This is a genomic window from Ancylobacter radicis, assembly GCF_018449475.1.
Lineage (GTDB): Bacteria > Pseudomonadota > Alphaproteobacteria > Rhizobiales > Xanthobacteraceae > Ancylobacter > Ancylobacter radicis.
Genome location: NZ_JAHCQH010000021.1, coordinates 292,350 through 305,584, shown reverse-complemented (window position 1 = coordinate 305,584; position 13,235 = coordinate 292,350). Strand labels below are relative to the sequence as shown.

At 69.0% G+C, this 13,235-nt stretch carries 4 protein-coding genes; all 4 read left to right on the top strand.

The annotated features are described in order from the left end of the window. The first annotated feature begins 441 nt into the window (after positions 1–441). Positions 442–2,982, top strand: coding sequence for a glycosyltransferase (locus KIP89_RS17610; protein ID WP_213756888.1), 2,541 nt, complete (start codon positions 442–444; stop codon positions 2,980–2,982). A gap of 85 nt (positions 2,983–3,067) precedes the next feature. Next, entirely contained in the window at positions 3,068–10,357 is a 7,290-nt protein-coding gene (locus KIP89_RS17605) for a type I polyketide synthase (protein WP_213756887.1), read from the top strand. Continuing rightward, entirely contained in the window at positions 10,354–11,742 is a 1,389-nt protein-coding gene (locus tag KIP89_RS17600; protein ID WP_213756886.1) for an aminotransferase class I/II-fold pyridoxal phosphate-dependent enzyme, read from the top strand. Before KIP89_RS17605 ends, KIP89_RS17600 begins: the two co-directional genes overlap by 4 nt. Then, a complete protein-coding gene (locus KIP89_RS17595; RefSeq protein ID WP_213756885.1) occupies positions 11,739–13,226 on the top strand; it encodes a glycosyltransferase family 4 protein in 1,488 nt (495 codons plus the stop codon). The genes KIP89_RS17600 and KIP89_RS17595 overlap by 4 nt, the downstream gene beginning before the upstream one ends. Positions 13,227–13,235: the final 9 nt, after the last annotated feature.

Genomic DNA, 13,235 nt, shown 5'->3' with positions numbered 1-13,235 from the left:
CTCCCGCGCGCCGGCCGCTCCTGAGGTCGACGGCGGCACGGCGGGCCGACATTCCGCAGCGCAACATATTCCCTAACGTCAAATGGTTTCCCGGTATGGAAAACGCGAGACTTCGCGGCAACCCGGAACATCTCGCTCAATTCCACGTTATGGCCGCATTCATCGGAATCCTTGTAAGTACAGAATGCGTCGCTCCGGTTTGTTGATCGAACTGGTTTGTTTCAAAAATCGACATAGTGAATCATGTGAATCGAAATACTCTCGCTGTACGGTCACAGGCTACCACATTTGGAAAAAATGGGGCTTTAATACATAAACTTATAACTGGACACGGGTTTGCTTTTGATGCTGCAATGCACACCTCATGCGTATCGAGAGGCTTTCCGGCGGAGTGCGGCGGTCGGCATCGCCCGATCCTCTTGCCAATAAGTGGGGCGATTCATGAACTTTGAGACCTTCGGGCGCCAGGTAGGACGCGACGCGGCACAGGAGGGTTTGGTCTCCCTGGCAGAGGATCTGCGCGAAAGGCTGGCGCGCGGCGACGACATTAATCAGGAACAACATCTTGCCAATGCGCTGGAGCTGATCTCCGCGCGGCATAATTACTTGACCTTACCGGCTGACGAGCCGGTGGTCGGTGGTATTTTCGTCGAGGACGGGCAGGCCGTCGCCTGGGGCTTCGACCGGAGCGATCTGGCCCGACCGGTGACGCTGCGGCTCATCATTGACGGCGTCGTGGTGTTCGAGCGCGAGACCGCTCCCCAGGCCTATCTGCCGATTCACGCCACCGGCTATCGCCTCGCCGCGCACCGCCAGATGCTGCTCACGGTCAATGGCTCCAGCGCCCATGCGAGCGCCTATGCCGGGCCCGTCTCCGGCGTGGCGTTCTGGCCCGACCCGGCGGCGCGCGAGGAACTCGGCGATTTCATCGCCAATATCGGCGGTGTCGCCCGCGAGGCGCGGCTGCGCCACCGCATCTGGCACGACATCCCCAAGATCGCCCGCCGTCTGGAAAAGTCGGACGAGCCGCCGGCCCGCTGGCGCGCCTCGGTCTATACCCGCTACATGGCCAATCGCCTCGGCCAGCAGACCAAGCTCTCCGGCGGCCAGTCGGTCGCCAACTGGATCGTCTCGGACGTCTTCGAGGACAGCTACAAGCGCCAGGTGTTCTGCCTGACCGACGAGATCCGCACCCTGCTCAGCGAGCCGGTGATGAACCGCCGGGTGATGAAGCACGAGATCAATCTGACGCTGTTCGCCTTCTGGCGCCGCCACTATCCGCATATCGACATCTTCACCGAGGAAGGGCTGCGGCTGGTCCAGTACAAATTCGCCACCGCCCCGTTCATCGCCGACAAGAACAATGCCAGCCTGGTCTCGGACGGGCTGCGCCGCTCGCTGGCCGCCCCGGCCGACATGTACCGCAACCGCGAATTGCCCTGGAGCTGGTACTGGCTGTTCCTGCTGGAGGATCAGGGCCTTGGCGGGCGGATGCGCGAGGAGAACTTCGTACGCCTCACCTCCTTCCGGGAAGTGGCGCTCGATGTGACGCAGCCGAACCGGCTGTCCTTCACGCCCCATGTCTGGCGCGCCTATTGGGGGGCCGGCGGCACGGGCGATTTCACCCGCTTCGATCTCGCGCTGATCGCCATCATCAGTGGCGTGGCGATGCCCGAAGTGGCCATCGCCGAGCGCGGCGCGGACTTCTGGCGCGACCGGCTGCGCAGCGATGTCTATGCGCGCGCCCCGGAACTCGGCGTGCTCTCGGCCGCCGGCCGGATCGAGGGCGAGGGCACCGAGCCCGCCGACGACCTGCCGATGCGCGACCTCGTCATCATCGGCCACGCCAACGAGACCGGCGTCGGGCGCAACCTCTCCATGTTCGTGGAGGCGCTGTCCAACTTCTCGCCGCTCGTCTTCAACGCCGATGACGGGGCCTGCCTCAACCCGGATGTCGACTACAACCCCACCATCGGCGTGCGCGCCCGCGTGGTGGTGCTCTGCGTCAATGCCGACCGCGCGCCGGAGATGCTGTCGCGCTTCGCCGGCATCTGCGAGGACGCGCACATCATCGGCTTCTATCTGTGGGAAAGCGACCGCCCGCCGGCCAGCCACGCGCTCGGCGCGGTTGCCGTCGACGAGATCTGGGCGCCGACCACCTATGTCGCCGATGCCTATCGCAAGATCACCTCGGTGCCGGTCAGCGTGGTCGACAAGGGCATGCACCGCCCGCTCGCCTATGTGCCGTTCCTCGACCGCTTCCGCCGCTCCCCGGAGGAGTTCATCTTCCTCACCGCGGCGGAATTCGGCTCCTCCATCGTGCGCAAGAACCCGCTCGACGTGGTCAAGGCGTTCCAGAAGGCATTCGAGCACAGCGATCACCCGACCCGGCTCATCATCAAGATCCGCGAGGTCAATCCCGGCCACTGGAGCAACATCGATTCCTACTGGGAGGAGATCGAGGAGCGCATCGCCGGCGATGACCGCATCAGCGTGCTCGAAGGCAATCTGACGCCCGAGGAATACTGGACCCTGCTGTGGACCTCCGACGCCATGGTCTCGCTGCACCGCTCGGAAGGCTTCGGCTACGTCATCGCCGACGCCATGCTGGCGGGCAAGACGGTGGTGGTCTCCGACTATTCCGGCTCGCAGGATTTCTGCGACGAGAGCAACGCTTTCCTGGTGCCGGTGCAGCAGACCCCGACCCCGCCGGAATATCTGGCGAGCCGCGGCTATATCGGCCAATGGGGCATCCCCGATGTGGACGCCGCCGCGCGCGCCATGTTCGAGGCCGCCGAACATGCGGAGCTGCGGGCGTCGCGGGCCGAGGCCGGCCTCGCGCGGGTGTCCCGCAAATATGACTTCGCCACCTGGTCCGCCGCCATTGGCGGGCGGATCCAGCAGCAGATCGACGCCAGCCGGCGCGCCGACGAGCCGGCGCCAGCCCCCGATCAGCCGGCCCATGACCGGGTGGAAAGCTAGCGCCGCCCGCCCCGGCCAGACCCGCGCGGGCGCCGCCCGCCGTGCCCCCGGACACGTGTCTCCGGTGCAGCCAAAGAGGTGTCGTTTGACCCATGCCGCGACCGGCGCGAATGCCGACCAAGCCTCCCTGCTGGCCCAGCCGCTCCATGACGCCGCCATCATCGGCTGCGCCTGCCGGCTGCCGGGCGCGCGGGACGAGGCGGCATTCTGGTCGCTGCTGGCACGGGGCGAGTGCGCGGTCACCGAAATCCCGGCCGACCGCTGGTCGCGCGAGCGTTTCCTGCACCCCGGCCGCGGCGTGCCCGGCCGGGCCTACAGCTTCGCTGCCGGCGTGCTGGACGACATTTTCGGCTTCGACGCCGGCGCCTTCGGCCTGTCGCCGCGCGAGGTCGAGCAGATCGACCCGCAGCAGCGCCTGCTGCTGGAGCTGGTGCGCGAGGCGTTCGAGGACGCCAATCTGCCGCTGTCACGCCTTGCCGGGGCGCCGGTCGGCGTGTTCGTCGGCGCCTCCTCGCTCGACCATTCCCTGCATTTCGTCACCGATATCGGCGCCGCCGACGCGCATTTCGTCACCGGCAACGCGCTCTCCATCATCGCCAACCGCATCTCGCACGTGTTCGGCTTCACCGGGCCGAGTCTGGCCATCGACACCGCCTGCTCCTCCTCGCTGGTCGCCTTCGACCGCGCGGTGAAGGCGATCGAGAGCGGCGAGATCGAGACCGCCGTGGTGGCGGGCGTGAACGTGCTCACCAGCCCGTTCAACTTCATCGGTTTCTCGCGCGCCGGCATGCTCTCGCCGACCGGCCGCTGCCGGCCCTTCTCGGGCGCGGCGGATGGCTATGTCCGCTCGGAAGGCGGCGTCGTCACCATCCTCACCCGGCTCAAGGGCGCGACCGGCGCCGGCATCACGCCGCGCGCGGTGGTGATGGCGACCGGCACCAATTCGGACGGGCGCACGGTCGGCATCGCCATGCCGGAGAGCCGCGCCCAGCAGCGCCTGCTCGACGATCTCTACACCGCCCGCGCCATCGACCCGAACCGGCTCGCCTTCATCGAGGCGCATGGCACCGGCACGCTGGTCGGCGACCCCGCCGAGGCGCGCGCCGTGGGCGAGGCGCTGGGCCGACGGCGCTCCGCGCCGCTGCCGATCGGTTCGGTGAAATCCAATATCGGCCATCTCGAGCCCGCCTCCGGCCTTGCCGGCCTGCTCAAGGCGCTCAGTGCGCTGGAGCGGCGCCAGCTTCCCGCCTCGCTGCATCTCGACACGCTGAACGCGAACATCGACTTCGCCGCGCTCAACCTCGCCCCGGCCGCCGCGCCGGTGGCGCTGGACCCGGACGCCCGGCTCGCCGGCATCTCCTCCTTCGGCTTTGGCGGCACCAATGCCCATGCGGTGATCCGCCTGCCGGAAGCGGACGAACTGCCCGCCCCGCCCCCGGCGCCGGCCGCCCGCGTGCTGATGCTGTCCGCCCAGAGCCCGGAGGCGCTGGCCAGCCTTGCCGAAGCCTATGCCGAACGGCTCGATGGCGAAATCGAACGCTCCCGCCTCGCCCATGCCGCCGCCCATGGCCGGGCGCGCCTGCCGCACCGCCTTGCCGTCTCGATCGAGGATCCCGAGGCCCCGGCCCGGCTGCGCCGCATCGCGCGCGGCGGCAATGAGGTGGCGCTGCTGCGCGGCATCGCCGGCGCGGGCGGGCATGAGGTCGCCTTCGTCTTCACCGGCAATGGCGGGCAATATCCCGGCATGGGCCATGCGGCATGGCTGGCCAGCGCCGCCTTCCGCGCAGCGATCGACGAGATCGACGACATTTTCGCGCCGACCGCCGGCTGGTCGCTGGCGCAGGCCTTCCGCCAGCCGCCGGACGAGACCGCGCTGGCCGCCACCGAGCTGGTCCAGCCGCTGATCTTCGCCCTGGAAGTGGCGGTCGCCCGCGCGCTGATGGAGGCCGGTTGCCGGCCCGCCGCCGTGATCGGCCACAGCGTCGGCGAGGTCGCCGCCGCCCATATCGCCGGCGCGCTCAGCCTGTTCGACGCGACCCAGCTCATCTATTGGCGCAGCCGCCTTCAGGGCGAGACGCGCGGCGCCGGCACCATGGCCTTCCTCATGGCCAGCCCCGCCCGCGCCCAGGAGCTGATCGCCGCCGCCGCCCAGCCGGAAGTGGTGATCGGCGCCTTCAATGCGCCCAAGGGCATCACCCTGTCCGGGCCGACGCCCGCCGTCGACGCCGTGCTGCGCCTCGCCCGCCGGCAGGGCGTGGTCGGCAAGCGGATCGGCATCGACTACCCGTTCCATTCCCCGGCCATGGCCCCGCTGGAGCAGCCGATTCTTCAGGCGCTGAAGCTGCTGGAGCCGCGCGCCCCCACCATCCCCTTCATCTCCAGCCTCACCGGGGCGCCCGTGAGCGATGCGAGCCTCGGTGCCCGCTACTGGTGGGACAATATCCGTCAGCCGGTAATGTTCGACGCCGCGATGCGCCATCTGGCGCGCGATCCCGCCATCGGCATTTTCCTGGAAATCGGCCCCAAGCCGGTGCTCACCGGTTTCGTGCGGGAAATCCTCGCCGACGAGAACCGCGCGGGTGTGGTGCTCGCCTCCTTGCAGGAAAAGGACCGGACGGAAGAGGACCCGATCGAGCGGGCCCTGCTCGCCGCTCTGGTCAATGGCGCGCAGGTCGACGAGCAACGCCTGTTCGGGCCCGCCGCCCTGCCCGGCCGCTTCGCCCTGCCGGCCACCCCGTGGAACCGCCAGAGCATCCTGCCGCCGCGCACCAGCGAGGCCGTCGACATCATCGGCGGCGCCGCGCCCGACCACCCGCTGCTCGGCGCCCGGCTGATGCAGGGCGGACGCGAATGGCGCGGCGCGCTCGACATCGAATCCCGTCCCTTCCTCGCCGACCACAAGGTCGGTGACAGCGTGATCGTGCCGGCCACCGGCATCGCCGAAATGGCGCTCGCCGCCGGCCGCGCCCTGTTCGGCACATCGCACCTGCTGCTGGAGGATTTCGACATCCTCGCCGCGCTGCGCCTGACGCCGGGCGAAAGCGTCGAGACGCGGGTCTATGTCGACCCCGAGGGCCATGTCGCGATTTCCTCGCGCACCCGCGGCACCGAGGACTGGACGCTCAACGGCCAGGGCCGGGTACTCTCCGCCGAGGAGAGCGCCCGCGCGGCGACCGCGCAGGACGCTTCCGCCGAGCCGGCGGACACGGTGCTCGATGCCGAGGCGCTTTATGCCGGGGCGGCACGGCTCGGCCTCGATTACGGGCCGGCCTTCCGGCTGGTGCAGCGGGCCGCGCGCCGGGGCGACCGCATCACCCTCGATCTGACGGAGCCCACGCAGAACAATTGTGTGGGCGAGTCGTCTTTTGTTCTTTCTCCCCTGCGCGCCGACGCCGCGCTGCACGGCCTGGTCATGGCGGCCGATGCCAGTGCCCCGTCGGGCACCGCCTTCGTGCCGGTCCGCTTCGGCGCGCTGCAGGTGCTGGGCAGCACGGCGCCGATGCAGGCGGTGCTGACCGTGCGCCGCGCCAGCCCCCGCTCGCTCGAACTCGACATCGTGCTGCGCGACAGCGCCGGCGCGACCGTCGCCCGGATGGAGGCGGTGCGGCTGCGCGCCCTCACTTTGTCGAGCACGCCGGAACTCGATTGCGATTTCCGCCAGAGCCTCGTGCCGGTCGGCCCCGCCATCAGCGAGGCCGGCGCCCGGCTCGCCGCCCATCTCGACCAAGCCACGCCCGCCGCGCCGGATGACGACGCGCTGCTGACCGACGCGCTGGCCTATTCCATCGCCCATCGCGCCGTCATGGCGGTGGCGGGCGACGAGGCACGGGCCGGCGAGCGGGTGGAGGTCGATCGCCTCATGGCCACTGGGCGGCTGGCCCCGGAACGCCGCCCCCTGTTCCTCACCCTGCTCGACCTGCTGGCCGAGGGCGGCCTCGCCCGGCACAGCGCGGAAGAGGGATGGCAGGTCACGGCGGACAGCGACCTGCCGGCGCCCGAGCCGCTGCTGCACGAAATCGCCGCCATCGCCCCCGACCGGGCGGCGGAGATCGCCATCGGCGCGCGCCTCGCCGCCGACCTGCCCGATCTGCTCGGTCACACTGGCCCGATCGTCCACCTCACTGGCCTGATCGACCACTGGGAAACCGCCTCTCCAGGGGCCCGCGCGCTGGCCGAACAGGCGGCGGTTCTGACCGCCGCAAGTGCCGGCGATGGCCCGCTTTCGGTGCTGCTGGTGGAGCGCCATGGCCTCGTCTACGACGCGTTGCGCCCGCTCGCCGAAGATGGCCGCGTCCAACTCACCATCATACCGTCAGACGCCGCCGCCCGCCCCCATCTTGCCGACCGCATTCGCCCGACTGCGAATATTGTCCTTGCAGATCAACCGGTTGGCATGGACGTGGATCTTGTCATCCACGCCGATCCGCGCCGCCGCCTCGACCCGCTCAGCGAGGCCGGCACCGAGCTGATCGAGGCCCTGCGCCCCGGCGGCGCGCTGCTCTCGCTGGCCCTCGCGCCGCTCGGTTTTGCCCGACTGGTCGCCCTTGAGGGCGCGACGGGGCCGCGCGGACGCCTGCTCGCGGGTGCCCGCGGCACCACGGAAGTGTTTGTTACACCAGCGAAAAACCGGAAGGAACCGGATCGCGGGACGCTCACCCAGGCGACCCTCGCCTTGCTGGCCAACGACGCCGCCAGCTGCCTCGTGGCGCCACATGGCCACGAACTCGACGGCGACCCGGCCACTCCCGGCGCCACGGTGCTCATATACCGTCCGCTGACCGGAGACAGCGCCGCCTCGCTCGCCAAGGCGCTCGACAAGGCCGGCCGCCTGCTGGAGACGCTGCGCGCCAGCACCACCCCGCCGGCGCTGCGTTTCCTGATCGACGGTGATCCGCTCGGCCCCCACCCCCGCGCCGCCGCCCTCTGGGCCTTCGGCCGGACGGCGATCAACGAGTATCCCGACCTCGACATCAAGCTGGTAGCATTGAACCTCCGGCTGATCGACCAAGGCACCGCTTCGGACCTCGCACGCGCCTTTGCCGGCCTGCCCGACGAGCGCGAATTAGTGTTGGACGACAAGGGTTTGCGCGCGATCCGGCTGGCTCCGACGCCGAAGCCTGCACCGGCCGGAGGCGCCTCCTCGCTGCGGCTCGTCATGGATCGGCCCGGCGCGCTCGACCGCCTGCACTGGCGGGCGCAGACGCGCCGCGCGCCCGGTCCGGGCGAGGTCGAGATCGAGATTGCGGCCAGCGCGCTGAACTTCCGCGACGTGATGTTCGCGCAGGGACTGATCGGCGACGAGATGCTGGAGAACGGTTTTGCCGGCCCCAGCCTCGGCTTCGAATGCGCCGGCCGCGTGCTGCGCGTCGGCCCGGATGTCACTTCGCACCGGCCGGGCGACGCGGTGATGGCCTTCGCGCCTGCCGCCCTCGCCACCCATACCATTATACCGAGCATCGCCGCTTTGCCGGTCCCGGCCGGCCTTTCGCTGGACGCCGCCGCCACCCTGCCGGTCGCCTTTCTCACGGCCTGGTATGGACTTGTCGAATGCGCGCGGCTGCGCAGCGGCGAGACCGTGCTGATCCACGGCGCCGCCGGCGGCGTCGGCATGGCCGCGATGCAGATCGCCCGCGCCCGCGGCGCTCGCATCATCGCCACCGCCGGATCACCGGAAAAGCGAGCTCTGGCAAGGCTTCTGGGCGCCGACGCGGTGTATGATTCCCGCGACACCCGCTTTGCCGACGAGGTCCGCGCGCAGGGTGGCTGCGATGTCGTTCTGAACTCTCTGTCCGGCCGGGCGATGGAACTGTCGCTCCGCACGCTCAAGCCGTTCGGTCGCTTCGTGGAACTCGGCAAGCGCGATTTCATCGCCAATACCGGTATTGGACTACGCCCTTTCGCCCGCAACCTGTCCTATTTCGGCGTCGATGCCGACCAGCTCATCGCCGCCCAGCCGGAACTGGTGCGCGCGATGCTGGAGGAACTCTCCGGCCTGTTCGCACGCGGCATTCTGCGTCCCCTGCCCTACCGGCTGTTTGCCGCTAACGACGTACGCGCCGCGCTGCGGTTGATGCAAGGCGCTGGTCATATTGGGAAAATCCTCATCCGCCCGCCCTCCCTGCCCGCCTCAACCGCGCCGGCCACCCCGTTCCGCGCCGCAGAGGGTGTCCACCTCGTCATTGGCGGCACGGGCGGCTTCGGCCGGGAAGCGGCCCGCTGGCTGGGCGGCCAGGGTGCCAAGCTCATCGTCACTGCCTCGCGCAAAGGTGTCATGGAACCTCCGTTGCAGTTCGACGGGGCCGAGGTGACGGCTGAAAGTCTCGACATTCGCGATAGTCAGGCCTGCCATCAGTTTATCGCCCGGATGCTGGCCCGGCATGGCCGCATCGCCGGTATCATCCACACGGCCATGGTCCTCGACGACGCCCTGATCCGCGACCTCGACCGGGCCCGTTTCGAAGCCGTACTGGGTCCGAAAGTGGACGGCGCCCGCAACATCGATGCGGCGACCGCGAAACTCGATCTCGACTATTTCGTGCTGTTCTCGTCGGCCACGACGCTGGTCGGCAACCCCGGCCAGTCCGCCTATGTGGCTGCAAATGCTTATCTTGAGGCGCTTGCCCGGCGGCGCCGCAGCGAGGGCCGCCCGGGGCTGGCCATGGCCTGGGGCGCGATCTCCGATGTGGGGGTGCTGGCCCGCGATGGCGCGACCTCGGAAAAACTCAGCCGCCGTCTTGGTCTTGGCATGCTCAGCGCCGCCGACGCGCTGGAGGAGCTTGGCCGGGCCCTGGGCAGCCCGGACACGCCCGCGGCGCATGTTCATGCACCGATCGACTGGCGTGCGGCACGCGAACTCACCGTTATGCGCGGCGCCGCCTTTGCGGCGCTCCGGCCGGGGCCCGAGGAGACCATCGAAGGCGCGGGCGATGGCGACCTTCTGACCCTGATCGCCGACCAGAGCGACACCGAGGCCCGCGCCACGGTGATGCGCCTGCTCACCCATGAAGTCGCCCGCATCCTGCGTCTGCCGGCGGAGTCCATCGAACCCACGCGCGCGCTGGGCGATATCGGCATGGATTCGTTGATGGCGCTGGAGTTGGACATGGAAATGCAGCGCCGCCACAAGGTGGCCCTGCCGATGCTCGGCCTCGGCGCCGGGGCCAGCCTGCAGAATGTCGGCGAGAAGCTGCTGCGGAAGCTGCGTCCCTCGGTCGAGACCGGCACCGGCGAGCCCATCCTTGCCGCCGGCCTCCATCTTTCCGCGGACACGGCGGAACTGGCGGGCCGGCATTTGCGGGTCGAGCCGGCAGCGGTGGAAGTCTTGAAGGCGCGCGTTGCCGCCGAGATGCGCCGGGATGGGAGCCTCCTGCGATGAGCGCGCCGGATACCCGTCTCGACGGCATTGCGAGGAGCGCGCTTCTGGCCCGGATGCGTGGCCGCCCTGCGGACACCAGCGCCGCACCGACACAGTATTATGATACCTCTTTCGAGACGCTTCCCGGTTTCGAGGAGTTGAAGATCATGCGAACGGCCGGCGACGTGCTGGGCATCGCCAATCCCTTCTACCGGGCCCATGAAGGTTGCGCCGGCGCGACCACCCGGATCGATGGCCGCGAGGTGATCAATTTCGCCTCCTATGATTATCTCGGCCTCAATGCGCATCCGGCCGTGCGCCACGCCGCGCAGGAAGCCATCGCGCACTATGGCACCAGCGTGTCGGCAAGCCGTCTCGTGGCCGGCGAGCGCCCCTTCCATCGCGCACTGGAGACGGCGCTGGCCGGGCTCCACAGGGCCGAGGATTCGGTCGTCTTCGTCTCGGGTCACGCCGCCAATGTCGCGACCATCGGCAGCCTGCTGGGCGCCGATGATGTCGTGTTCCACGATGCGCTGATCCACAACAGCATCATCGTTGGGGCGGAACTCTCCGGCGCCCGGCGTCGCGGCTTTCCGCACAACGATCTGGATACGCTGGAAGCCCTGCTGCTGGCGGAGCGGGCACAGAGCCGCCGGGCCCTCATCGTGGTCGAGGGGCTCTATTCGATGGACGGCGACATGCCGGACCTCGCGCGGCTGGTGGCCCTCAAGGAGCGTTTTGGCGCGTGGCTGATGGTCGATGAGGCGCACAGCGTCGGTGTCCTGGGCGCGGCCGGCCACGGCATCGCCGAACATGCCGGCGTCGATGCCTCGCGCGTCGACATCTGGATGGGAACGCTATCCAAGTCGCTCGCCTCCTGCGGCGGCTATATTGCCGGCTCGCAAACGCTGATCGACTTCCTCAAGGCAACCGCGCCGGGCTTCGTCTACAGCGTCGGACTGCCGGCCGCGGCCGGAGCGGCGGCACTCGCCGCGCTGACCATGATGCAGCAGGAGCCCGAGCGGATCGCCCGCCTCGCCGCCAATTCCCGCTCCTTCCTGGAGCAGGCGCAGGCGGCCGGACTCGATACCGGCACCGCCGAGGGCCACGCCATCGTGCCGGTAATGGTCGGTGACTCGCTCAAGGCGGTCCTGCTGTCCGAGCGCCTGCTGGCACGCGGTATCAATGTACTTCCGATCATCCATCCGGCGGTGCCGCACCGTTCGGCCCGCCTGCGTTTCTTTATCAGCGCGACCCATGAAGACAGCCACATCCGCGATGCGGTGCGTCTGCTCGTGGAAGAGGTCGCGCACTGCGATCACCTGCTGGCCGGACTTGGCCTGACGATGGCGAGCGCCGAGGGGGCCGGCACCGTGCCCGCTGCGGCGTGGGAGAGTGCACTATGAAGGCTGTTCTGGACATCACGCGCCTGCTGCGGCGCTCCGGACAACACACCCCCACGGGCATCGACCGCGTCGAACTCGCCTATGCGCGTCACCTGCTGGAGAGCCACGAATATGAGGGCCGCGCCGCCTTCGTCGCACGGCTTCGGGCGACGACATGGTATCTTGATGCCTCTACCGTCTCCGCCTTCATCGATACGCTGGCCCTGCGCTGGAAGCTGTCGGAAGCCCGCGTCACCAAGCGCGAGCTTTTCGCCATCGAGCGTTTCCTGGGCCAGCCAACTGGCTCGCTCGCCAATCTCGAACCGCCGTCGACGCCGCGCTCGGCGCTGCCCGACGTGCTGCCCCCGCTGCGCCGGCTGCTCTCACCCCTGAACCTGCTGCCCCGGCTGCTGCGCCGGCGCCACGCCGACGGCGCCGTCTATCTCAACGTCTCGCATGAGGGGTTGAATTCGGTGAGCGGCGTGCGCAGCCTGGCACGCGGCCAGCGCATGAAGCCGATGTTCCTGGTCCACGACCTCATCCCCCTCACCCACCCGGAATATGTCCGGCCGGGCGACGCGGAAAAGCACGAGATGCGGATGCGCACCGTGCTCTCTTCCGCCAACGCCGTCGTGTGCAACTCGCGAAACACGCTGAACGAGCTCAACGCCTTCGCCGAACGCCTCCGCCTCTCGGTACCGCAAACCGTGGTCAGCCCGCTCGGCATCGAGGACGAGTTCCAGGGCGGCGAGATGGAGAGCGTCCCCACCCACCCGTTCTTCCTGACCATCGGTACCATTGAACCGCGCAAGAACCATCTTGTGCTGCTCCATGCCTGGCGGGTGCTGGTGGAAAAGCTCGGCCCCAAGGCGCCCAAGCTCATCATCGTCGGTCGCAGGGGCTGGGAGAACGAGAACGTCGTCGACATCATCGAGCGTTGCCGCAAGCTCGGCGACCATGTGCTGGAATGCAACCGGTTGCCGGACGCGCATCTGCGCTGGCTCATGCGCCAATCACGCGCCGTTCTGTTCCCCTCCTTCGCCGAAGGGTTCGGCCTTCCGCTGTTCGAGGCTTTGGCGCTGCGCGTTCCGGTCATCTGCTCGGAACTTGAGGTATTTCGCGACATTGCCGGCGACGCGCCGCGCTACCTCGACCCGATCGATGGCCTCGGCTGGGCCCGCACCATCGAGGAATACGCGTCCCCCAATGCCGAGGATCGCGCGGCGCAGCTCGCCAAGCTGGCCCGGCTCAGCGTGCCGCGCTGGCGGGATCATTTCTCGGTCATCGACCGCCTGATCGACTGCGTGGCGGAGCCCTCATTCAAGCCCTCGCCCAAACTGGCATCCTTCCCCGTCTCCATGCCCGCCCCCGAGCCGTCCGTCGGCCGGCGCACCGCACCGAGCTTCGAGCGCAGCAGCTCGTTGATCTTCGCCGGCGAGAGGTCGCTGGAACCGGCCGGCTCCACGTCCTTCTGCACCGCCCAACCGCATTCGAGCATGAGGTAATCCGTGGCC

Excerpts from the sequence above, each read along its gene's own strand:
- KIP89_RS17610 (WP_213756888.1), top strand. The coding sequence starts at position 442 with ATGAACTTTGAGACCTTCGGGCGCCAGGTAGGACGCGACGCGGCACAG.
- KIP89_RS17600 (WP_213756886.1), top strand. The coding sequence starts at position 10,354 with ATGAGCGCGCCGGATACCCGTCTCGACGGCATTGCGAGGAGCGCGCTT.
- KIP89_RS17595 (WP_213756885.1), top strand. The coding sequence starts at position 11,739 with ATGAAGGCTGTTCTGGACATCACGCGCCTGCTGCGGCGCTCCGGACAA.